At 62.8% G+C, this 21,258-nt stretch carries 31 protein-coding genes; 22 read left to right on the top strand and 9 right to left on the bottom strand.

From position 1 onward, the window contains the following. Positions 1 to 114 precede the first annotated feature (114 nt). The 8 genes from AC3A43_RS12700 to AC3A43_RS12665 all read left to right on the top strand — a co-directional run bounded on the left by AC3A43_RS12700 (position 115) and on the right by AC3A43_RS12665 (position 6,752). On the top strand, positions 115 to 699 hold the full coding sequence (locus tag AC3A43_RS12700) for an NAD(P)H-dependent oxidoreductase (protein ID WP_487792897.1): 585 nt from the start codon (positions 115 to 117) through the stop codon (positions 697 to 699). Between the two features lie 52 nt (positions 700 to 751). Continuing rightward, positions 752 to 2,368, top strand: a complete 1,617-nt coding sequence (locus AC3A43_RS12695) for an MBL fold metallo-hydrolase (protein WP_487792896.1) — start codon at positions 752 to 754, stop codon at positions 2,366 to 2,368. Between the two features lie 89 nt (positions 2,369 to 2,457). Beyond that, positions 2,458 to 3,525 (top strand): zinc-dependent alcohol dehydrogenase family protein, encoded by a 1,068-nt coding sequence (locus AC3A43_RS12690; RefSeq protein WP_487792895.1) that lies wholly within the window; start codon positions 2,458 to 2,460, stop codon positions 3,523 to 3,525. Continuing rightward, the gene (locus tag AC3A43_RS12685) at positions 3,522 to 4,109 is read left to right on the top strand and encodes a hypothetical protein (RefSeq protein ID WP_487792894.1); all 588 of its coding nucleotides are present in this window, start codon (positions 3,522 to 3,524) and stop codon (positions 4,107 to 4,109) included. Before AC3A43_RS12690 ends, AC3A43_RS12685 begins: the two co-directional genes overlap by 4 nt. Positions 4,110 to 4,247: 138 nt before the next feature. After that, positions 4,248 to 4,805, top strand: coding sequence for a hypothetical protein (locus tag AC3A43_RS12680; protein ID WP_487792893.1), 558 nt, complete (start codon positions 4,248 to 4,250; stop codon positions 4,803 to 4,805). Continuing rightward, complete coding sequence (locus AC3A43_RS12675; RefSeq protein ID WP_487792892.1) at positions 4,793 to 5,167, top strand: SpoIIAA family protein; 375 nt, start codon at positions 4,793 to 4,795, stop codon at positions 5,165 to 5,167. The genes AC3A43_RS12680 and AC3A43_RS12675 overlap by 13 nt, the downstream gene beginning before the upstream one ends. Beyond that, positions 5,164 to 5,562 (top strand): VIT1/CCC1 transporter family protein, encoded by a 399-nt coding sequence (locus AC3A43_RS12670; protein WP_487792891.1) that lies wholly within the window; start codon positions 5,164 to 5,166, stop codon positions 5,560 to 5,562. The genes AC3A43_RS12675 and AC3A43_RS12670 overlap by 4 nt, the downstream gene beginning before the upstream one ends. A gap of 560 nt (positions 5,563 to 6,122) precedes the next feature. Next, positions 6,123 to 6,752 (top strand): ATP-grasp fold amidoligase family protein, encoded by a 630-nt coding sequence (locus AC3A43_RS12665; RefSeq protein ID WP_487792890.1) that lies wholly within the window; start codon positions 6,123 to 6,125, stop codon positions 6,750 to 6,752. Here AC3A43_RS12665 and AC3A43_RS12660 read toward each other — a convergent pair. The 4 genes from AC3A43_RS12660 to AC3A43_RS12645 form a co-directional block, all read right to left on the bottom strand. Next, positions 6,675 to 7,127: a potassium channel family protein gene (locus tag AC3A43_RS12660; RefSeq protein WP_487792889.1), complete on the bottom strand. Its 453-nt coding sequence runs from the start codon at positions 7,125 to 7,127 to the stop codon at positions 6,675 to 6,677. The two genes, AC3A43_RS12665 and AC3A43_RS12660, sit on opposite strands and share 78 nt — an antisense overlap. 73 nt (positions 7,128 to 7,200) lie before the next feature. Beyond that, a complete protein-coding gene (locus tag AC3A43_RS12655) occupies positions 7,201 to 8,754 on the bottom strand; it encodes a flavin-containing monooxygenase (protein WP_487792888.1) in 1,554 nt (517 codons plus the stop codon). 129 nt (positions 8,755 to 8,883) lie between these two features. Further along, positions 8,884 to 9,012 (bottom strand): hypothetical protein, encoded by a 129-nt coding sequence (locus tag AC3A43_RS12650; RefSeq protein WP_487792887.1) that lies wholly within the window; start codon positions 9,010 to 9,012, stop codon positions 8,884 to 8,886. Between the two features lie 2 nt (positions 9,013 to 9,014). Further along, positions 9,015 to 9,188, bottom strand: a complete 174-nt coding sequence (locus AC3A43_RS12645) for a hypothetical protein (protein ID WP_487792886.1) — start codon at positions 9,186 to 9,188, stop codon at positions 9,015 to 9,017. 206 nt (positions 9,189 to 9,394) lie between these two features. Between AC3A43_RS12645 and AC3A43_RS12640 the strand changes: the two genes are divergently transcribed. The 4 genes from AC3A43_RS12640 (at position 9,395) to AC3A43_RS12625 (ending at position 12,504) form a co-directional block, all read left to right on the top strand. Further along, entirely contained in the window at positions 9,395 to 9,718 is a 324-nt protein-coding gene (locus tag AC3A43_RS12640) for an NUDIX domain-containing protein (protein ID WP_487792885.1), read from the top strand. A gap of 234 nt (positions 9,719 to 9,952) precedes the next feature. Further along, the gene (locus AC3A43_RS12635; protein WP_487792884.1) at positions 9,953 to 10,600 is read left to right on the top strand and encodes a YoaK family protein; all 648 of its coding nucleotides are present in this window, start codon (positions 9,953 to 9,955) and stop codon (positions 10,598 to 10,600) included. A 162-nt stretch (positions 10,601 to 10,762) separates the two neighbouring features. After that, positions 10,763 to 11,272: a MarR family winged helix-turn-helix transcriptional regulator gene (locus AC3A43_RS12630; RefSeq protein WP_487792883.1), complete on the top strand. Its 510-nt coding sequence runs from the start codon at positions 10,763 to 10,765 to the stop codon at positions 11,270 to 11,272. Beyond that, a complete protein-coding gene (locus AC3A43_RS12625; protein WP_487792882.1) occupies positions 11,269 to 12,504 on the top strand; it encodes a serine hydrolase domain-containing protein in 1,236 nt (411 codons plus the stop codon). Before AC3A43_RS12630 ends, AC3A43_RS12625 begins: the two co-directional genes overlap by 4 nt. Positions 12,505 to 12,700: 196 nt before the next feature. Here AC3A43_RS12625 and AC3A43_RS12620 read toward each other — a convergent pair whose 3' ends face one another. Continuing rightward, complete coding sequence (locus AC3A43_RS12620; protein ID WP_487792881.1) at positions 12,701 to 13,150, bottom strand: hypothetical protein; 450 nt, start codon at positions 13,148 to 13,150, stop codon at positions 12,701 to 12,703. Positions 13,151 to 13,479: 329 nt separating this feature from the next. Here AC3A43_RS12620 and AC3A43_RS12615 point away from each other — a divergent pair, with 329 nt between their 5' ends. The 3 genes from AC3A43_RS12615 to AC3A43_RS12605 all read left to right on the top strand — a co-directional run bounded on the left by AC3A43_RS12615 (position 13,480) and on the right by AC3A43_RS12605 (position 15,409). Further along, positions 13,480 to 14,067: a sigma-70 family RNA polymerase sigma factor gene (locus AC3A43_RS12615; protein WP_487792880.1), complete on the top strand. Its 588-nt coding sequence runs from the start codon at positions 13,480 to 13,482 to the stop codon at positions 14,065 to 14,067. Continuing rightward, positions 14,060 to 14,767, top strand: a complete 708-nt coding sequence (locus AC3A43_RS12610) for an anti-sigma factor (protein WP_487792879.1) — start codon at positions 14,060 to 14,062, stop codon at positions 14,765 to 14,767. The genes AC3A43_RS12615 and AC3A43_RS12610 overlap by 8 nt, the downstream gene beginning before the upstream one ends. A gap of 87 nt (positions 14,768 to 14,854) precedes the next feature. After that, positions 14,855 to 15,409 (top strand): fasciclin domain-containing protein, encoded by a 555-nt coding sequence (locus AC3A43_RS12605; protein WP_487792878.1) that lies wholly within the window; start codon positions 14,855 to 14,857, stop codon positions 15,407 to 15,409. Between the two features lie 78 nt (positions 15,410 to 15,487). Here the strand turns inward: AC3A43_RS12605 and AC3A43_RS12600 are convergent, their stop codons facing one another. The 4 genes from AC3A43_RS12600 to AC3A43_RS12585 form a co-directional block, all read right to left on the bottom strand. Beyond that, positions 15,488 to 16,138: an NrsF family protein gene (locus AC3A43_RS12600; protein ID WP_487792877.1), complete on the bottom strand. Its 651-nt coding sequence runs from the start codon at positions 16,136 to 16,138 to the stop codon at positions 15,488 to 15,490. A 2-nt stretch (positions 16,139 to 16,140) separates the two neighbouring features. Beyond that, complete coding sequence (locus AC3A43_RS12595; protein ID WP_487792876.1) at positions 16,141 to 16,662, bottom strand: sigma-70 family RNA polymerase sigma factor; 522 nt, start codon at positions 16,660 to 16,662, stop codon at positions 16,141 to 16,143. Further along, positions 16,659 to 17,117, bottom strand: coding sequence for a DoxX family protein (locus AC3A43_RS12590; protein WP_487792875.1), 459 nt, complete (start codon positions 17,115 to 17,117; stop codon positions 16,659 to 16,661). Before AC3A43_RS12590 ends, AC3A43_RS12595 begins: the two co-directional genes overlap by 4 nt. 193 nt (positions 17,118 to 17,310) lie before the next feature. Then, entirely contained in the window at positions 17,311 to 17,580 is a 270-nt protein-coding gene (locus tag AC3A43_RS12585; RefSeq protein WP_487792874.1) for a BufA1 family periplasmic bufferin-type metallophore, read from the bottom strand. 280 nt (positions 17,581 to 17,860) lie between these two features. Here AC3A43_RS12585 and bufA2 point away from each other — a divergent pair, with 280 nt between their 5' ends. The 7 genes from bufA2 to AC3A43_RS12550 all read left to right on the top strand — a co-directional run bounded on the left by bufA2 (position 17,861) and on the right by AC3A43_RS12550 (position 21,256). Then, positions 17,861 to 18,121, top strand: a complete 261-nt coding sequence (bufA2, locus tag AC3A43_RS12580) for a BufA2 family periplasmic bufferin-type metallophore (RefSeq protein ID WP_487792873.1) — start codon at positions 17,861 to 17,863, stop codon at positions 18,119 to 18,121. Positions 18,122 to 18,194: 73 nt separating this feature from the next. Then, positions 18,195 to 19,025 carry an MNIO family bufferin maturase gene (gene bufB, locus AC3A43_RS12575; protein WP_487792872.1) on the top strand — a complete coding sequence of 277 codons (831 nt, stop codon included), beginning with the start codon at positions 18,195 to 18,197 and terminating at the stop codon, positions 19,023 to 19,025. Then, entirely contained in the window at positions 19,022 to 19,768 is a 747-nt protein-coding gene (locus AC3A43_RS12570; RefSeq protein WP_487792871.1) for an HvfC/BufC family peptide modification chaperone, read from the top strand. The genes bufB and AC3A43_RS12570 overlap by 4 nt, the downstream gene beginning before the upstream one ends. A gap of 174 nt (positions 19,769 to 19,942) precedes the next feature. Next, positions 19,943 to 20,281: a hypothetical protein gene (locus tag AC3A43_RS12565; RefSeq protein WP_487792870.1), complete on the top strand. Its 339-nt coding sequence runs from the start codon at positions 19,943 to 19,945 to the stop codon at positions 20,279 to 20,281. Then, positions 20,275 to 20,445, top strand: a complete 171-nt coding sequence (locus AC3A43_RS12560; protein WP_487792869.1) for a hypothetical protein — start codon at positions 20,275 to 20,277, stop codon at positions 20,443 to 20,445. The genes AC3A43_RS12565 and AC3A43_RS12560 overlap by 7 nt, the downstream gene beginning before the upstream one ends. 21 nt (positions 20,446 to 20,466) lie before the next feature. Continuing rightward, a complete protein-coding gene (locus AC3A43_RS12555; RefSeq protein ID WP_487792868.1) occupies positions 20,467 to 20,733 on the top strand; it encodes a hypothetical protein in 267 nt (88 codons plus the stop codon). Positions 20,734 to 20,926: 193 nt separating this feature from the next. Next, positions 20,927 to 21,256 (top strand): ArsR/SmtB family transcription factor, encoded by a 330-nt coding sequence (locus AC3A43_RS12550; protein WP_487792867.1) that lies wholly within the window; start codon positions 20,927 to 20,929, stop codon positions 21,254 to 21,256. The last annotated feature ends 2 nt before the right edge of the window (positions 21,257 to 21,258 follow it).

The following is a 21,258-nucleotide window of genomic DNA, read 5'->3' as shown; positions in this document are numbered from 1 at the left end:
TCTCAAAAGCGGCGGGCGGATCGCCGCGCCTCGCCCGTTCCGTCCAGCTCGGCCCGGCGCGGTGGTCCGTTCCGGCGTGCCATTGCCCGCGCCCGCACCCTTTAGGAATTCGCCATGAAGGCCAGACGGATCACGCTCATCGACGGGCACCCCGACCCCGATCCGGGACGGTTCGTCCATGCGCTTGCCGACACCTATGGGGCCGCGGCGCTGGCTGCAGGTCATGACGTCCGCCGCATCAAAGTCGCAGGCCTCGCGTTCGATCTGCTCGAAAGTCGCACCGAGTGGGAAGAGGGACCGCTCTCACCCGCGATCGCCGAGGCGCAGGACGATATTGCCTGGGCCGAACATCTGGTGATTTTCTACCCGCTCTGGCTCGGCGACCTGCCCGCCCGCCTCAAGGGCTTCTTCGAACAGGTGATGCGGCCCGGCTTCGCGTTCGAGCCCAAGGCAAAGGGCTTGCCCGAAAAACGCCTCAAGGGCCGAACGGCGCACATCGTCGTGACGATGGGCATGCCCGCGCTCTTTTATCGTGTTTATTTTCGCGCGCACAGCCTCCGCAGCCTCGAGCGCAACATTCTAGGCTTTGTCGGCATCGCGCCCACGGAACGAAGCATCGTCGGCAATGTCGAAGGCGATGCTGAGCACCGCACGAAGTGGCTCGAGACGATGACCGGATATGGCGCGGCCGGGCGCTGAGCGCGATGCAAGGCCGCTTCTCCTTCCACCTGCGAACGAAAGACAGACCGTCATGGCCGACCCCGAAACGCCGCTGAAGATTGCCTTCCATGGTGCCGCCGGCACAGTCACCGGCTCCTGCATGGAACTCACGCTCGGAGAGCGAAGGATCCTGATCGACTGCGGGCTGTTCCAGGGATCGCGAAGCCTCGAGACGCTCAACCATGGCGCCTTCGGGTTCGACGTCGGAACGATCGACGCGGTCCTTCTTACCCATGCTCATATCGATCATTGCGGATTGTTGCCGAAGCTGGCGAAAGAAGGATATCACGGTGCCGTCTGGTGCACCGCGCCGACCGCCGACCTTCTCGAATATATGCTCGCCGACGCCGGTCGAATCCAGGAAAGCGACACCGCGCGCCGGAACCGCCGCTACGACCGCGCGGGCGAAAAGATGTTCGAGCCACTCTACACCGAGGCCGATGCACTGCGCGCGTGGCGCCTGACCAAGCCTACCGGGCTTGGGACCTGGTTCGAGCCCGCACCGGGCTTCAAGGCGCGGCTGTGGAATGCCGGGCATATCTTGGGCTCCGCCTCGGTCGAGCTTGAGGCGGGCGGGGTTCGCCTGCTCTTCTCGGGCGACCTTGGACCCGACAACAAGGCATTCCAGAGCGATCCCGACGCGCCCACCGGCATGGACTTCATCATATGCGAATCGACCTACGGCGACCGGCCGCGGCCGAAACTGACGATCGAGGACCGCCGTCAGCTCCTAGAAATCGAAGTGAAGGCCGCGCTCGCGCGCGGCGGCAACCTTATCATCCCGGCGTTCGCGCTCGAGCGGACGCAGGAGCTGTTGCTCGACCTCGCCCGCCTCGCCGAGGCAAACCGCATCCCGAACGTCCCCATCTTGGTCGACTCACCCCTTGCGAGCCAGGCAACGAAAGTCTTCGCGGCGCACGCGGCCGAACTCGAGGATGTCGCCGGCAGCGACATCTTCCGTCACCCCTCGATCCGCTATGTCGAGGATGTCGCCGAATCGATCCGCCTCAACAGCGTGTCGGGTGCCATCATTCTCGCTGCCTCTGGCATGTGCGAGGGCGGGCGCATCCGCCACCATCTCGAGCATAATCTGCACCGGCGCCAGTCGACGATCTTGTTCGTCGGGTTCCAGGCGCGCGGATCGCTCGGGCGGGTTATCCTCGACGGGGCCGAGCGCGTGCGGCTTTCGGGCAAGGACATCAACGTTCGCGCCGCCGTCCGGCGCATCGAAAGCTATTCGGCGCATGCCGACCGGGACGAGCTTGCGGCCTGGATTCGCGAGCGTCATCCGATCCGCGGCGGACTTTTTCTTGACCATGGCGAGAGCGAAGCGATCGAAGCGCTTCGCTCGCTTATCCAATCCGAGACGCCGGGCCTCGCCGTCGTCGCCCCTGCGATCGGCGAGAGCTTCGCGCTCACCCCCGGCGCACCGCCCAAGCGAATCCAGACCGGACGCGTCGATCTTGCCCAGTTCGCGGGCGAAGACTGGCAGAATGACTATGCCGATTTCGCCGCCAATCTGAAGCATAACCTCGCCCATATCCGCAGCGAGAAAGGCCGCCGCAAGGCGCTCGACGAGATGCGGCGGGTCCTCGCCGGCTATGAGGCGGCACGCTCCGAACAGAAACGGCGGCGCCGCGCGGCATAGGCGGAAAGCTAGCATCCCGGTGCCGACGCGATGAGCGAGGCCGGCAACGCCAAAGCCGGGCGCCCTTCCACCCACAAAGGAGACTTCGCATGAAAGCCCTCATCTATAACGGCCCCGGCCTGAAGGCCGTCGAGGAGCGGCCCGTTCCGCAGGTGCGGGATGCGGGCGACGCGATCGTGCGCATCACGAAGACGACCATTTGCGGCACCGACCTTCACATATTGAAAGGCGATGTCCCCAGCTGCGAGCCGGGGCGCATCCTCGGGCATGAGGGCGTGGGTATCGTCGACAGCATCGGGGCGGGCGTGACGGCTTTCGCGCCCGGCGATCATGTTCTGATCAGCTGTATCACCGCGTGCGGGCGCTGCGAATATTGCCGCCGGGGCATGCAATCGCATTGCGCAACCGGCGGCTGGATCCTCGGCAATACCATCGATGGCACCCAGGCCGAATATGTTCGCATACCGCATGCCGACACCAGCCTCTATGCCATTCCCGAGCAGGCCGACGAGGATGCGCTGGTCATGCTCAGCGACATCCTCCCGACCGGCTTCGAATGCGGCGTGCTCAACGGCAAGGTCGCCCCGGGATCGACCGTCGCGATCGTCGGCGCGGGACCGATTGGCCTTGCCGCGCTGCTCACTGCGCAGCTCTTCTCGCCCGCCCGGATCATCATGATCGATCTCGACGAGGCCCGCCTCGCCGTCGCGCGCCGGTTCGGCGCCAGCGACACGATCAACAGCGGCAGGCGCGACGCCGCGGCGGCGCTGATGGAGATGACGGGCGGGCGCGGTGCCGATACGGTGATCGAGGCGGTCGGCGTCGCCGCCACCTTCGAACTTTGCCAGCTCCTCGTCGCAGCCGGAGGAACGATTGCGAACGTCGGCGTGCATGGCGCCAAGGCCGACCTGCATCTCGAGCGTCTGTGGTCCCACAATATCACGATCACGACGCGATTGGTCGACACCGTCTCGACGCCGCAGCTGCTGCGGATGGTCGAGGCGAAACAATTGGATCCCGAACAGCTTGTCACCCACCATTTTGCAATGGCCGACATGATGGACGCCTATGACATCTTCTCCAGGGCGGCCGAGACGAAAGCGCTCAAGGTCATCATCGAAGCGGCCGATCCCGCTGCGGCGAGGTCCGCCGCGTGACCCAGCGCATGAAAGAGATCGCACGGACCATCGTCGATCTGCAGGCCGAACTCGATCGCGAGATCGAACAGCGGCGGAGGGCGCTGGGCGTGCGCGTCCATGACCGACTTGTCGAATTCGAGCGCGGCATCGTGATCGAACAACGGAAACTCAAGACCAGCGTTCGCGCTTTTCTCGCCCGCTCCTCCTTCGGTGCCGTGATCAGCGCGCCCGTCATCTACTCGATGCTGCTTCCCATGCTCCTGCTCGATATCTGGATCAGCTTCTACCAGGCCATCTGCTTTCGCGCCTATGGCATCGCCCGCGTCGATCGACGCGACTATATCGCGTTCGACCGGGGGCGCCTCGCCTATCTCAACTGGGTCGAAGCGCTGAACTGTGCCTATTGCGCTTATGCCAATGGCGTCATCGCTTACGCCCGCGAGATCGGAAGCCGAACCGAGCAATATTGGTGCCCGATCAAGCACGCGCTCAGAATCAGCGACCCGCACCAGCGCTATTATGAGTTTCTCGAATTTGGCGGTGCCGAGGGGTATCGGACGCGCCTTACCGCGTTCCGCGAGCTGCTGGCCGCGGACCGCTAAGATATCGCCGCTGGGGCCGGCGCCACGGCGCGGCAGACGGAAACGCAGGAACGGACGAGTCCGTAGAATCCCGCAATGCGGCGCTTCCAGCGCTGCGTTACGCCTGCTGCCAACGCCATTTCCGTAAGGGAGACGATTATGATTGCGACCAATGCGCCCGGCCGCCCGGTGCAGAACAGCTTCTGGAGAGAAATCTCGGTTCTCGAGATCGGGGTGGCGGTGTGCCTTTTCATCCTGTTCATCCTGTCGCGCTCCTTCCTCGAGACGATTGCCGCCATCTATATGCTGGTTGCCGCGATGCTGTTCGCGGCGCTCGTCCAGGCCCGCATGGCGGCGACCTGCGCCGACCGGCTGGATCGCCGGCTCTGGCTCGCGAGCGCGCTCGCCTGTCTGGTTCAGGCGACCATCCTGTTCGTCGATCCGTTGCTCGGCGGCTATCATAGCGCGATGGCGATGGCTGGCGTTCTCGCGGCTGGAGCGGCGGCGCGGCTGACGCTCGCGCTCGCGCGCAACCATGCGGGCCGCGGATGGCTCTATCTCTCGGGCGCGGTCAGCATGATGGTATCGCTCGCGATCGGGTTCGCCTGGCCATTCGCCTCGATCCTCCCCGCGGCGCAGAGCCTCACGCTCGACCTGCTCGCTGTCGCGGCGATGCTGGCGAGCGTCACCGGAAAGGCCCCGTCATGTTCGAAATGATCGACACGAAGGACGATGTGCTCGCCGTCCGTATCGAGGGCAAGATCACGGGAGAGGATCTGGCCTCGATCATGGACCGGCTCGACGCCGCGATGGCGGCGAACGAGACTGTGCATGTCTATGCCGAGACGCGGTCGATCGACGGTATCGAGATCAGCGGGCTGGCCGCGCACATCGCGCGGGCCGCACCGCTTTTCGCAAAGCTCGACCGGTTCGGACGCGTTGCGGTCGTCGCCGATCAACTATGGATCCGGGCCCTCACGCGGATCGAAAGCGCGCTTCTGCCGCATATCAGCTATCGGGTGTTCAAGCCCGAGGATCGGGGCGCGGCATTAATGTGGGTTGAAGGGCGCGACGGATGACGGGCGCCCTCACGCTCGGTCCCCGGCCGTCCGCGCGCGGCGATCACCGCGAAGCCCATCTCGTATCGCGGACGGGGTGGCTGCGGGTAGCCGTGCTCGGCGCGAACGACGGGATCGTTTCGACCGCAAGTCTCATTATCGGCGTCGCGGCGTCTGGCGCCACCTTCACAGCCGGCGCTTCGCTGCCGCTCCTCGTCGCGGCCATGGCGCCGACGACTCGGATCGTTGCGCTCGAAGCCCTCGGGTCGCTCCTGTTCCTCGCCGCACTGGGATGGCTCGGGGCGTTGGCCGGCGGCGCCGCGCCCGCCCGTCCGGTTGCACGCGTCATATTCTGGGGGGCGCTCGCGATGGCCATCACGGCCGGAATCGGCCGGATGGTGGGCACGGCTGCCTGACTGGCATGGGCGGACCCGGCCCCAATAATCGAACAAATGATCGGGAGAGGCAGCCTTTTCGCACCAGCGCGGTTTCCTGCTTCATGATGGCTGCGGGCGAACCAACGAAGCATGCTGGGCTCCTGACCGCTTCAACCGACCTGCAGGCAAGCGACAATCCGGGCGTCAGTCGTTGTCGTGGAACAAAGGCGCCATGACCGCGGCAGTTGCTCCCGCGGCGACGCACCTCGAGCTTGATCGGGGGTTTTCGCTCGCCGCGCAGCGCGTCGGCCTTCTTTATGCCTGGCGCCATGGGCGCCGCGTCGACTGGGATAATCCCGTCCGCTTCACCGAGCTTGTGCAGGTTAGAAAGCTGACCGACCGGTCGCCGATCCAGACCCAGATGATGGACAAGATCGCGGCAAAGCGCCTTGCGGGCGTGCGGCTGGGCGATGAGTGGATCGTGCCGACGCTCTGGCAAGGCACGGCCCTGCCCTGGCTTATCCCGTTTCCGGTCCCCGCGATCATCAAGTCGCGTCACGGCTGCAACCAATATCGGGTCATCACGGCAGTGCCCGACTGTGAACGATGGCAGCGACTGCGCAGAATGGCCCCGTCGCTGGCAGCGCAGGCCCTATGGGCGCTGGCTCGACGAATGGGCCTATCGCGACGTTCCGCGCGGCATCCTCGCCGAACCGCTGCTTGGCGGCCCACTGCCGCTGCCGATCGACTATAAGATATATGTGTTCGGGGGTATCGCGACGCATGTCCAGGTGCACCTCGGGCGCGGCCGCCGGCATCGATGGGTCCTTCGCGACCGCAGCTGGCGGCAACTCGCCAGGTCCGCGGATGAACCGCCTCCGCCACCGTCACTGGCCGCGATGCTGGAGGCAGCCGAGACGCTAGCCGGCGACATGAACTTTCTTCGCATCGACTTCTACGACATCGGGGGCCGGCCCTATTTCGGGGAATATTGTCTCTATCCGGGTTCCGGGCTCGATCCCTTTGCCGCGGACTGGATCGATCTTCAACTGGGGGCGCTGTGGCTCACGGCCATGGCTAAAGATCCAGTGCCATCCGCACTGACTGGCCATGGGGCTGAGCAGCCATGCCGGGTCCGGGGCGCCGCTATGTCATCGGCCATGATCGCTATCGAAACTGCGTTCGAGGAGTTTCATGCGATCGACGATCGAGAAAAAGAAGGCCGTTGACCAGCCGATCAAGATGATCCCGCTCGCGCCCTCGATCGCGCCGAAGATGCGCAGCCCCGGCGGCAGGACGATATCGCCATAGCCTATGGTGACATAGGTCGATGTCGAGAAATACAGGGCATGCTCGAAGTCCGTGAAGGCGCCGAGAAGCTGGTAGATTCCCGCCCAGATCCAGATTTCGGCCGAGTGCAGCGCGAACAGCCCGAACGCGGCAACGAGAATCGCGCCGCCGTTGAGAAGAATGACGAGATAGCGCCGCGAAGCACGCCGGTAGCGGCGCAGGATAGCCAAGAGGAGCGCCAACCCGCCGAGATGCACGACGACAGTAACGCCGACGACGAGGGTGGCGAGACCGAGCTGATGGGCGAGCGTCATGATCCGCTCCGGACGGACGCCTGTATGGTGGCAGGCCTATGCCCCCGGCCGGCCTCGCGGCGCGGCCGCGCCATTAGGCCGCAATTTCCGTACCAGTGCGAGCCGACGTCCCCGAGCGCTCACCGTCATAGACGAACTCCGCTCCGCGCAGGTCGATCCGCGGAAAAGCGTCCTTCTCCGCCCAATAGTCCTGATTATGGCGCCATTCGGGCTTATCGCCACGCCGCGGCATCGCGTCCAGGCCGCGCATGAGATAGCCAGGACTGAAATTATCTTCCTCGATCCACGGCAGGACCTGCATGCCCTCATCTTCGGGCCGCAGCGCAACCTCGACCCTCCTTGCGCCGATGTCGTCCATATGGTTGAGGAGGTTGCAGACGAAATCCCCCATCATGTCGACCCTGAGCGTCCAGCTGGCGCGAAAATAGCCCATGACCCAAGCGAGGTTGGGCACACCGGTCATCATCATCCCGCGATAAGTGATCGTCTTCGCCCAGTCGACCGCCGTGCCGTCGATATCGAATGGGATTCCGCCCATCACCGACAGATTGAATCCGGTGGCTGCCACGACGATGTCGGCCTCGATCTCCTCCCCGCCGACCGTGCGGACACCCGTCGCGGTAAAGTGGTCGATCATATCGGTGAGGACCGTGAGCTTCCCCTGGGTCGCCGCCTTGAAGATGTCGCCCTCGGGGCAGAAGGCGAGTCGTTGCTGCCAAGGCCGGTATTTCGGCGTAAAATGCGGCTCGAACGCAAAGTCGGGATCGCCCGAATAAGCCCGGATCAGCGCTTTCAGATCCTCGAACACGGCGTCGGGCTCCGATTGACACCGCCGCGTCATCAGATCCTGGTCGTGCATGATCTGGGCCCGCACGACGCGGTGGACCGTGGGTTCGTCGATCCCGACCTCACGAAGCCGGTCGGCAAGTTCGTTCCTGTTCTCGCTGCAATAGAAATAGGTCGGCGAACGCTGGAGCATCGTTACATGCGCCGCCTTTTCTGCAAAGGCCGGCACGATGGTCGCCGCGGTGGCGCCCGAACCGATGACGAGTATGCGCTTGCCCGCATAATCGATCGCCGGATCCCAGAGCTGGGCGTGGATGAACTGCCCTCCATAATTCGAGAGTCCGGGCCAATCGGGGATGTAGGGCTTCTCATGATCATAATAGCCCTGGCACATCCACAGGAAGCCGGCCGTGAAGGTGACCGCCGCGCCATCCGAAGCGCGCAGGGCCTCGATCGTCCAGCGATTGGTAGCGCTCGACCAGTGGCAGGCAGTGATGCGATGGCCATAGTGGATATGGACGCCGATCTCGTTCTCCTCGATCACCTCGCCCATATATTTGAGGATTTCGGCGCCGCTGGCGATCGGTGCGCCGATCCAGGGTTTGAAGCGATAGCCGAAGGTGTAGAGGTCCGAGTCCGATCGCACACCGGGATATTTGTGGGTGTCCCATGTCCCGCCAAAGGTCGATTTCGCCTCGAGGATCGCGTAACTCTTGCCCGGGCACTGCTGCTGGAGGTGATAGGCCGAGCCGATGCCCGAGATACCCGCGCCGACGATCAGCACATCGACATGGATCGGACGGGACTGGCACATGTCCGATCGGTTCCTGGTTTCCGCCATCGACAGCTCCCTTTTCTTGTATCTTTGGAAAGGCATGGACACGGCATCTTCAAAGGTCATTGACTTTAATCAACCAGGCCGTCGCCGCATCTGTTCAAGGATGTGGCGCCCAGGCCCGGGCGATGCCGGTTAGAGCCGGAAGATAAAGAACCAGACCGACCCCAAAATGACGAAGGCGAAATAGACGAGCCACAGCCCGAGCGCAGCCGCGTGCTCGCGCTCACGCTCGATCGGGTCTTCGGGATTCGACGGCGCCACCGTCAGGATCCCTTGCGCGCAAATTTTCGCGCGGCGAGGAGGCCTGCGGTGAGAAGCGGAACGAGCGCTGCCGCCGCGCGAAACTTGGGCGATCGCGAAACGCGCTCGATCTTCTTGCGCATCCGGCGCGGCACGCCGAGTTTCGCAAGCGACCTTTCGACATCAGGCATATCCATATTGGCCTCCTTCGTCCTAAGCGTGGCCAGAGATTGGGCGAAAGCGTCAGGTCGCGAAATACGTAGATTCCTCACGTGGCCGGGGCGCGAAGGGCGCGTTACCTTTCAGCAATGCCTACCCGGCGGAACCGAAGTCTCGCGGAGCGAACCGGTCGATGCGATAATCGGGAGAAAGGATCGATGCCGACAAACAGCGACCGCGGTCGATGACGGCGCGAAGTGCCGGGATACTGCTTTATCGGTTGAAGGGCGGGGGCGTGGAAGTCTTGCTCGTTCATCCCGGCGGACCCTATGGGCGTGGGCGCGATCGCGGTGCCTGGCAGATTCCGAAGGGAGAAATTGTGGCAGGCGAAAGCGCGGAAGCAGCCGCCTCGCGCGAAGCTCAAGAAGAGCTTGGCACACCGCTGCAAGGGACGCTTCTTCCGCTGGGCCCAGCCCGTCTGTCTTCTTCAACATCATCTGTCTCCTCTTCCTCCGAAGGGTCGCAGCCCAGCAGAAGGTCGGCAGAACCCGAGGATTTCGGTTCGTAGATTTTCGCCTGCCTCGCGCTTCAGCCCTATTTGGAAACATCCGTAAGGGTAGTGCCTGCCCCGATGGCGTCGGACATCAGCGAAGTGGCGGTCGGCCTACAAGCGACGGTCCGAGAAGCGGACTTTCGCGCTTGCTTTCCATATGTGGCCGTCGCTGGCCGAAAGAATGATGCCCGCTGGCGTCGATCAACGGCGTGGAGACACAGCCGTCACACCAATGCTATCGAAGCGTCCATGATCCGGTACAACAGAAGCTTTCAAAGACTGGCATTCTGCCTCGCGGGGCTGGCGGGATTTGTCGATGCCATCGGATTCCTGGCATCTGGCGGCCTGTTCGTCTCGTTCATGAGCGGCAACTCGACCAGAATGGCCATCGGCATTGCGGAAGCGACTGCTCTGGCCCTGGCGGCCGCGGTTCTGATCTCCCTCTTCGTTGCCGGCGTGTTCCTCAACATCATGGTGTCGGAAAGGATCACATTCGCCCATCGCAAGGTCGTGGCGATATCGGGCGTCGCGGCGCTTCTTTTAGGTGCCGCCGGCTGCAAATGGGCCGGGTTCGATGTCCCTGCTACAGGTTTGCTGTGCGTCGCGATGGGCGCTTCCAACACGATCTTCCGCCGCGACGGAGAGGTCAGTATCGGCGTCACCTATATGACCGGCACCCTCGTCAAACTCGGACATAGGCTTGCCGATGCGGCATTGGGCGGCAGTAGGACGGCCTGGATTCCCTACTTGCTGCTTTGGCTTGCCCTTGTCTCCGGCGGGATTCTTGGAGCGACCAGCTATGCCTGGTCTCAAGACGCAAGTTTTGGGTTCGCCGCGGCCTTCGCTCTCACCCTCATTCCAGTAACGCAAAGCTTAACCGCCAATTTGGAATCCTGACTTGGCCATAGCTGCCGTTTTTCCTCATTGCGAGATGATAGCTTTTCGGCGCCGCTGTAGAATTGCGCGGCGCGCCGATCGATGACCATCTGGTCAGAAACCTCTTCATGAAAAATTACGCAGCCTGTTGCGCAATGCCCTGCATATCTTTATCCGTTATCCATGAACCAGCGCGAATTCTACGACAATCCGGTAATTCAGAAGGCTTACACAGCAAAGAAGCTGCTCGACCTTGCGTTTCTGATCCAAGGTCAGGTGACCGAGGTTTACGCCCACAAAGGCATGATTTTTCCGGTCAGCTGCTCGTCCACTCTGCTTTTTCTGAGCAAGCGCGGGCCGGCGTCGGTGACCGAAGTGGCGCGCGCGCTGCAGCACCCCCATCAAACGGTCGCGCAACATATCGCGACGCTCGGAAAGCTGCACATCATCGACAAGCGGGCCGACGAAACCGACCGGCGCCGCATCGAATATGTGCTGACCGACGTCGGCACGGCGCAGGCCGGCCTTCTCGATGCGTATAATATGGAAGCGGCAGAGGTTTTCGAGCGACTGAACCGCGATATCGGCACCGACCTCGGCGATGTGCTGGACATCGGAATCGCCGCCCTCAAACACCGAAGCATGGCCGATCGATTTTGGGATTTGTTCGAACTGGGATCGGCGAAATCATGAAAAGAACGCTCTACTTTTTCTTCGTCCTCGCGGCCGCCAGCATGGGTTATTGGCTTCTTGCGCCACGGCAGCCGGTGGTTTCGGACGCGGCGAAAAGCTTCGAGGACTTTGCGGCGGCGCTGATCGACGAACAGGCGATTCCCGGCCTCGCGATAGCCGTCGTGAAGGACCAAAAAATTGTTCACATGCGGGGCTATGGGTTCGCCGACCTTTGGTCGCGCACCGCGATGACGCCCGACACCCCGATGAACATCGCCTCGATCAGTAAACCGATCCTGGGGATCGTCCTGTTGCAATTGCGCGACAAGGAACGGCTGGATCTGGATGCCGACATCAACGGCCTGCTGCCGTTTCGTGTCGAGAATCCCCACGCCGTGGGGCATCCGATCACCCTCCGCCAACTTGCGACGCATACGTCGGGCATCGCCGACTTTTATGACACCGCAGATTATCAGCCCGGTGCGGATTCGCCGAGGCCGCTGGCCCTGTATTTGCGAAGCCTCCTATCGCCCGAAGGCGCCCGATACGACGGAGGTGCTCATTATCTCGATGCAAAGCCCGGGACGGTACGCGAATATAGCAATCTGGGTGCCGGGGTCGCGGGGGCGGTCGCCGAGCGTGCGGGCGGAGCGCCGCTCGCCGCGTTGGCAAAAGATAACATATTTGCGCCGCTGGGAATGGCGAACAGTTCGTGGGTGCTGGCGGACTATCCCGCCGGCAAGCTCGCGACCCGATATGAAGTGTATCAATGCCTCCCCTACACCAGCCTTTGCGCCAGCACAGAAGAACCCAAGCGCAATTACCTGATCGGCAAGATATTCCGTCCGGCGAGCAGCGATCGCCGCATCAAACCCTATCCGCAGTTCGGCAACCCCAATTATCCCGATGGCGGCGTGAATGCATCGGCGCGCGATTTGACGCTGCTGGCGCAAAGCCTGTTGGCGCAGGGCAAGACGGGCAGCGGGCGATTGCTTTCGCCTGCTTCCTTTGAGGAAATGATGAAGCTGCAGCTACCGTCCAGCGTCGACGATCGGCAACGGTTTTTCTGGCGGGATCGCGACGGGATGACCGGTCATGCCGGATCGGACGAAGGAATTTACACCAGCTTCTACTTTGACCGGAAGCAGGGTGATGCCATCATCGTGCTGATGAACCGCACCCCGGATCTGGAAACCGAAAATGCCATGGCCCGCTTGTTCACACGCATCAAAACCGACCTGTTGCGCCGATAGTTCAGGTCGGGCCTGTGCAGCAATATTTGCATAATGCCCATTGCAATTGCCTGCTGTCGTCCGGACCGACCTGGGCTGCCATCAATGGTCAATTCTGGCCGCTTGCAGACATTCAGCTTTTGTTCCACGCGACCGTAAAGCGGCCGTGGCGGAACAAGCGCCCTGTCAGCATTCCAGCTTGAACCGACGCCTGCCTTTAAAACCGATAGCTTAGGCGAACATGGCCATGGACATCGCGTTCATCCGATCCCCGATCGACGCCGACATTTCCGCCCAACGACAGGCTTTCGGTCACGTTGTATTGGCTGCTTGCGCTCACATGAACGGATGATTTCGAACCGCGCGGGGCCAACACCGTAAAGGCTTGTGGCGATCCGCCCATGCTGAGCGTGGCGCGGGCATCGTCGCGGTCGCCCGGAACATAATATGCGGTCAGATCGAAATAGCCGCTGGCCCCGCTATAGTGTGTGAAGCCCCCGATGCCGTAGCGAGTCAATTTGTCGCGGCTGCCGGTGCCGGACAAATTTAGGGCGTCCGCGCCGGTTTCGGAAAAGGCCGAGAAACGGCTGGTCGCCCATCCGGCGGTGGCCGTGCCCGCACTCGACCATGTTCCGCTGCCGCCATCGACAGCGCCGTTGGCGGTCATGTTTGGGCCGTCCCAGAAGTTGAGCTGCTGACCGTGGGCGACGGCGCGGCGACGATCAGATTAACCTGGTTCGCAACTGAAGTCTGAGCCATCAGGTCGGTCGCACTGAAATCGCCCGGCACCGCAATTTAGCTGCGTGTTGCGCCGGCAACATCTCGAGCAGGAGAAATCGCGATAGACAGCTCTCCGTCCGCGAACCTTTCCTGAATCACTTTCGAAGCGCGAATGTTTCGGGCATCGGGACATTATCGCCTTCTTTCCGAAGCGACGCCCCCTGCATGGCTGATCGCTCACTTGTCTAATCTCACGAGGCGCGTACAGCTTGTCCCGTGAGTGCAACAGGTTCGCCATACGATGCAGACGGCAATCGAGCTAGGCTCGTGTCCGCATTGAGCGACGTGGCAAACGGCGAAACGAACGCCTTGCGCATCGTCTATACGATGACGTCCGCGAAACTATTTGGAATCTGTCTCCGTATCTGTGGCGAGAGGGCCAGCGCGGAGGATGTTTTGCAAACCGTCTACATCAAGGTTTGGGAGCGCGCGGGGCGGTTCGACGCCGCGCAGGCCAGCCCCATCACCTGGCTGGCGACGATCGCGCGCAATAGCGCGATCGACTGGCGCCGGTCGGTCACCGGCCGAGCGCAACGCGACACATTGCCCGAACAGGCCGCTTTCGCCGTAGCCGACGAAGGCCCGCGTGCCGATCAGCTGTTGATAGCAACAGAGAGTGGCGACCAGCTACGCCGCTGCCTCGACGAGCTCGAAGAGCGCACACGGCTGTGCATTCGCTCGGCGTTCTTCGACGGTGCGACCTATGCCGAGCTTGCGGAGCGCGAGAATATCCCCTTGGGAACGATGAAAAGCTGGATACGACGCGGATTGCTCCGCCTGAAGGATTGCCTTGGCGATGGATGACCATCTGACGCCCGAAGGGGAGCGCGATGCGCTAGCCGCCGAATTGGCGCTCGGCCTGCTCGAAGGACAGGCGCGCGCCGATGCGCTGCAGTTATCCTTGCGCGATCCAGACTTCGCCGCGCTGGTCGCGGCTTGGGAAGCCAAGCTTTCGCCCCTTCACGGTGAATGGGAAGCGGCAGAGCCGGGCGACGCGGTGTGGGACGCGATCGCTTCGCGCCTGTCGGAACGGCGACAGCCTTCGGTGACGTCGATCGAAACGCGGCTGCGACGCTGGCAGGCCGGCGCACTTGCGTCGGGCGCCATCGCCGCGGCGCTTGCTTTCGCGCTGTTCTTCCAGCCCGTACCGGCTCCAGGGCCTGCCGCGCCGCAGCTTGCCGTCGCCCGGATCGAAAGCGACGCGGGCGGACCGCTGGTCCTTGCGCGTTACGACCAAAGCAATGGCCTGATGCAGCTCCGGATCGAGGGCATCGAGCCTGGATCGCTGGCACCCGAGCTTTGGATCATTCCCGACGGCGGAGCCCCGGTGTCGCTGGGCCAGATCGGCCGTGCGGCGCGCGCCGAAATGACGATGCCTCCGCCGCACCGCCTGCTGATCACGGACGGCGCGACACTGGCGATCACCATGGAACCGGTGTCGAAGACTCCGCATCGGGCGCCAAGCGGGTCGCCGGTCGCAGCGGGTAAAATCATGATAATCTGAAGTTGGTGCGCATCCGACTGGTGTCCGGCGCCGTATCTGCGGCGCACTCTGCATCTGCAGACCTGCAACCAACCAGAGGATCGTACAATGAAACTTTCCAAAATCTCCGTGTCGCTTGCTGCTTTCATGATGGTCGCCGGTGGCGGCGTCGCCATCGCCGCCAATCCGATGGTGGGCGGGGCAGCCATGTTCGAGACCAAGAATATTGTCGAAAATGCCATGAACTCGAAGGACCACACGACGCTGGTCGCCGCAGTGAAAGCTGCCGGACTTGTTGACACGCTTGCCAGCCCCGGTCCGTTTACGGTCTTCGCGCCGACGAATGCGGCCTTTGCCAAGCTTCCCGCCGGTACCGTCGACACGCTGCTGAAGCCCGAGAACAAGGCGACGCTGACCGCGGTGCTGACCTATCATGTCGTACCCGGCACACTGACCGCTTCCGATCTGGCCGCAAAGGCCAAGGCGAATGGCGGCAAGGCCGTGCTGACGACCGTTCAGGGCGCCAAGCTGACTGTCTGGGGCAAGGACGGCAAATGGTATGTTACCGACGCCAAGGGCGGCCAGGCCCAAATCGCCATCGCCGACGTGAAGCAGTCGAACGGCGTCATCCACGTCATCGACACGGTTTTGATGCCGAGCTGATATTGATCCGTGCCCGGCCTGCCTCACTCGCTGATTGGGGCAGGTCGGAGCCGCCGAAACCTGGTCCGCCTACTTTCACTACCAGCGCAGCAGCGGTGTGAGAAGGAGCCGACCCGCTGCCGCCGACGATATAACGACCAAGCCATGCCAGACGCCTATGTGGACCATATTTTCCGACGAGCAGTGCAGTGCGAGGATCGTCGCGCCGGCAGCTCCGGCGGCGATTCCAATTACCAAGCCTGCACGTGCTGGCGACGTCGGCGCACTACCCTTCAGCCAACAGAAAAGCGCCATCCCGACGCCAAGCCCTCCGACCAGCCCGTCGAGCGTGCAGCGCAGGCCGCTCTGGGGACGCATCGCTTCCATGGCGCCATGGCTGTCGCCGAACCCCATGAACAGGGCAGTGACCGGTAGCGCAAGCGATGCCAGCCCGGCCCAGCGCCAGCCGCTATAATCGTGCCCGACCCCCGGCAATCCCATGCGCAGCGCACTCCACGCGGCCGACACGCCGAGGGCAGCAATCAGCCAGAAGGACAGCATCGGCAAGGGCGCCATCATCGCGCCCGCCGCAAGATCGTGTCGCATTCCGAGCAGCCACAACAGCAGCGTGCCGACGGCAATCCATGCTGCCGCGACCCAGAGCCCGCCGCGGACCAATCGTCGCGGTCGCACCGACTGGAGTTCGTCGGCGAGCCCGTCGATCAGCGCGTCGGTCGATGCGTCGGTCATTCTCATTCGCTTTCAATCATATCGGCAAGCTTCTTGAGCCCGCGATGTATGTTCACTTTCACCAGCGATTCGCTCTGGCCGCAAATCTTCGATGCTTCGGTGATCGAGGCACCCTCGATTTTCACCAAAGTGATCGCCTGCGCTTGTCCCGGCGTCAGATAGCCGAGCAGCCGGTCGATGCTGAGCCGCGCGTGCACCGCCTCATCCTCGGCGCTGACGGGCGCGTCATTATCACCGAGTTCCGCTTCGTCACGTTGACGACGAAGCATGTCGATCCAGCGATAGCGCGCGATCGCCGCAATCCAGGGCAAAAAGGGCCGCCCGCTATCCCATGTCGCAAGCTTGCGATGCATCGAAGCAAGCGTTTCCTGCACCAGGTCGTCGATGTGATGCGGCGCGATCCGGCGCGAGAAATAGCGTTCAAGCCATTTGCGGCAATCCCCAAGCAACGCACGATAGGCCGCACGGTCCCCTCGCTGCGATGCAGCCATCAGGCGCGCCAGCGAAGGTTCGTCGAGGCTCATTGCGCGCGCACTCTAGCAACCAGCGTGTCGAGCGAAAACAGCCCACCGCCGCGCACGATCAATATCGCCGCCATCGCTACCCATAACGAGTGCACGGGCCACCAGGCATCGGGAAAGACGAATATCTGGATGACGAGCGTCATCACCAGCAAAGCGCCGGCCGAGAAGCGCGTAGCAAGACCGAGAAGTAACAGGGCCGGGAAGAAATGCTCGGCATAGGCGGTCAGCGGTACCGCGAGCGCAGGATCGAGCGGCAGCCCCGAAAATTCGGATGCGAACAGGTCATATTGCGAAGGGTTGATCTGAAGGAAGCTGCCCTCGACCACCTTCGCCTGCCCCGATCGCCAAAATACGCCCGCAAGCGCAAGGCGGAGCAGGAATAAGGCGGCGGCTTCTGGAATGCGCGAGGCGGCGATCCCCACACCGCGGTCGTAGAATGCGACTAAGCGATTCATCATCAAAGCCTTTCGGGCGAGGTCCGTCGATCGGCACCACTTATCCAGCAGCGCCGTCGGGATGGGTTTCGGCGAGACGCACGAGAAGGTTACCGGGCGGCAAGCAGGAATTGTGAGAAGAGACGACATTCTGGAAGGGGTGACCGACGGGCGACGTGTCTCGCTGCCCGTCGGTCACATGGACCGTGGCGCATCAGGCCTTCGGCATCAGCGATCCCTTGCCCTTGGGTGTCTTGATCGAGGTACAGGTACCGGCCTTCACGAGCTTCCACGCATCGCCCTGATAATCCACCGTGGACGTGCCCGCGCAGCTCGTTCCCGCGCCGGCCTTGCAGTCATTCTTTCCGGCGAGCGAAACGCCATAGCATTTCTCCATGGCCTTGGGCGCGGCGGAGGCATTGGTGGCGGTTGCAGCGATCGCGAGCGCAAGCGTTGCCGCGACGGTCGCATAGGTCCTGGTCATCATAATTCTCCTGAAAGGCGGGATGCCCACTCACAGGGCGGGCATGACCAGGAGTTCGCAGACAATCGACGGGTGGTTACAAAGGGGTGATGTGCGGCGCACAACTGCTTCGCCTTGTGGATGAAATCGTCGCGCACGCCCCTATCGTCGATCTGCGCGACTGCGGCCCTGTGCGTGAGCTTTGACGGGGCCTCGCCCTTTAGGCTGGTGATGTAACCGCGGTGCAGTCCGCCACGAACTGGAGAGGCCAATCCGGCGAAATATTCTTCAGGAGACCGATATGATCACGCTTCGCGCCAGCACCAGCATTGCCGCTTCCGCCGCCCTCATCGCCATGAGCGCTGTAGCCGTTCCGACGGCGGCGGTCGCCAAGGGTGCCACCACTGTCCATTGCTACGGTATCAACACCTGCAAGGGCACCTCGGACTGCAAGACCGCGCACAACGAATGCAAGGGCCTGAACAGCTGCAAGGGCCAGGGTTTCAAGGCCATGTCCGCCAAGAAATGCGCCGCCGCCGGCGGCAGCCTGACCGAGAAGTAATCACCTCCGGTCCGGCGGGTCTCCTCCCCCCCCCGCCCGCCGGACCGACTTCCTTCTATTCTATGAGGTCCCGATGATCCCTTCCTTCTCCGGCTTCGGCCTCGGTCTGCGGAAGCCGCATTACCCCGAATTTCTCGAACAGCGCGTGGCGGTTGATTTTGTCGAGGTCATCTCGGAAAATTTCATGGTCGACGGCGGCCGCCCGAAACGCATCCTGCAGGAGATACGCGAGCGCTATCCGGTCGCCTTGCACGGCGTGTCGATGTCGGTCGGTTCGGCCGATGGCGTGGACGCGGCCTATCTTGCGCGACTAAGGGCGCTTGTCGATGAAACCGAGCCCTTGTTCGTTTCGGACCATCTTTGCTGGACGCAATTTGGCGGGTTCAATTCGCACGATCTCCTGCCGCTCCCCTACACCGACGAAGCGCTCGACATCGTCTGCGCAAATGTGGGCCAGGCGCAGGACATGTTGGGCCGGCAGATGCTGATCGAAAATCCGTCGACCTATGTCGCGTTCGATGGCGACACGATGCGCGAATGGGGATTCCTCGAGGCTATGTGCGCACGCACGGGATGCGGATTGCTTCTCGACATCAACAATATCTTCGTCAGCGCCACCAACCATGGTTTCGACCCGATCGCCTATCTCGAGGGCATCCCGCACGAACGCGTCCGCCAGATCCACCTGGCCGGTCATTCGCAAGGAGACGCGATGCTGATCGATACGCATGACAGCCCCGTGCCGCCGTCTGTATGGGATTTGTACGCGCATGTCCTGCCGCGCCTCGGGCCGGCCGCGACGATGATCGAGCGCGACGCCGCGATCCCGCCGCTGCACGAATTGCTTGCCGAACTGGACCACGCCCGCGCGATCGGCACGGCAGCGCGGCCATTGGCGGCATGAGTCTCGCAAAAACGCAGCGCGCGTTCAGCGCATGGTTGCAGACCGGAGCGGCGGACGACGCCATGCTTTTCGGACCCCGCGCACAGCCCGGTTTGGCCATCTACCAGAATAATTTCCGGACACAGCTTGCGGATTGCCTGGAAGACAGCTTCCCGCAGACGCGCAAGTGGATCGGCGGTGAGGCTTTCCATGATGCGATCGTCCGTCATGTCGAGCGCGTGCAGCCGAGCAGCTGGACGCTCGACGCTTATCCGCGCGATTTCCCCGCGACGCTCGCGCTGCTTTATCCGGACGATTCCGAAGTAGGCGAACTGGCGGATCTCGAATTGGCATTGGCCGAGGCCTTTGTCGGGCCCGATACCGAAACGCTCGCTGCCGAACGCATCGCGCAGGTCGATTGGGATCATGCTGTCCTGCGTTTCACGCCGACGCTCGATCTGCGTCCGCTGACAACCAATGCGCCGGAAATCTGGACCGCCCTTACCATGGAAGAAATGCCGCCAGCCGCCGCGCTCTTGCGGGAGCAAGCGGCACTGATGACTTGGCGCCAAGACGAAATTTCACGATTTCGTATCATCGACAGTGCCGAACAACGGGGCATCCTGCTGACGCGCAATGGCCTGTCTTTTGCGGCGCTCTGCGCGCAACTGGTCGACAAGATGGGCGAGAGCGAAGGCGTGGCGCTCAGCGGAGCGTGGCTCGGCAGCTGGCTGACCGAAGGGCTTGTGGCTGACATTGCCTGACAGGCGTCCTTCCCAATTCTATCCAGCCCCGCCGCCGGGTCGCAGACGTCGCTGCCGATCGCGCAAGGCCTCTATATCGCCGATTATATGGGAAGTTGCGCGAGCGCCGATAGCCTATTCTTCTTTGACGGGGGCAACTACGGCTACATTCTCCAGGCCTCGAAGGGCGACAGGATGAATAGCGCCCGCGCCGCCAGTGCAGAGATATATTCGATCCGGCGCGTGAGCACGCCGACGCGCGGCAGCAAGGATTATGATCCCAATCTCGCCGGCTTCACGCGCATCTGGAAAAGCGAAACCGTCGGACATGAGGTGCAGAGCGTCAAGGCCACAGGCGCCGGAGGCTTCACGTGGCGCGAGGGCAACCCCAGCGCCCGGCAGATGGAATATGACGATACGGCGTATCAAAAATGCGCCTTCCCGCGCCGCCCAATGCGCCGCGCATCTGGTCTGCCGGATCGGATCAGACATTCGGCGATCGGTACACCCCAAGCCCGGCCGCCCCGTTGCTGAACGATGTGCTGGCCGAGCTTCGCCAGCGCTTTGGCGAGCCGGCGCGCATGTTCGCCGCTGACGGCGGTAAAATCAGCCGCAACCTGCCTGTCGGGCAAATCTATTGGGGGTGGGACGCGCAGGGACGGTCCGTGCCATGGACCAAGGTGTCGCGCCAGACCTGATACCTCGCCATCGATCAGGCGATGGTCGAGATCGGGAACACCGTGCGCGCCAGCTGGAATGCCGCTCCCGTCAATCCCCGGCCATTCCTGCTCGCGCGGCAAGGCAATTGCGCCCGTATCGTTCGGGCCGAGATCGGACACGCGCGTGGACTGGTCTATTCGCTCTCTGTGCGGATGGCGGATTTTCCGGCGGGTCGCGACGCGCAGTTCCGTACCAACCAGCTTCTCCGCGAGAAGCGTGGCGAGGCGGACAGTGCGCGCTCAACTCGTAACCGGCCAGACTTTTGATCAGACACAGCGGGGCGTGCCGAACGGTCGGACTCGGAGAATGGAGTTTCGGCTATTCTATCGCCGGACTTGGCCGAAATCGGACGAGCAACTTCCGGCGAGGGTGGCAACGAAAGCGGAGGTTGCCACCCATTTGCATCGCATTTTTCCGATGAATGTTGACGGGAGTATATATATCGGATAATCCCGATGAATGGACATGGATACAGCCCTTGCCGCGCTCGCTGCGCTGGCACATCCGACCCGACTGGAAGCCTTTCGCTTACTGGTCCAGCATGAACCCGAAGGGCTGTCGACCGGTCAGCTCGTCAACGCATCGGGGCTCACGCAGAGCACCTTTTCGACGCATCTTGCGGTCCTTGCCAGGGCAGGGCTGGTCAAACCGGAAAAGCGCGGACGCCAGTTTATCCAGCACGCCGAGATCGGCAGACTGAAGGACCTGATGCTCTTCCTAGCCAAGGACTGCTGCCAAGGCCGGGCGGAGTTGTGCGAGCCACTACTCGCCGAACTGGCCTGCTGCTGACG

Source organism: Sphingopyxis sp. Soil_C_28 (genome assembly GCF_057657055.1).
The sequence above is the reverse complement of the archived record's forward strand: the minus strand, read 5'-3'. Positions and strand labels throughout refer to the sequence as shown.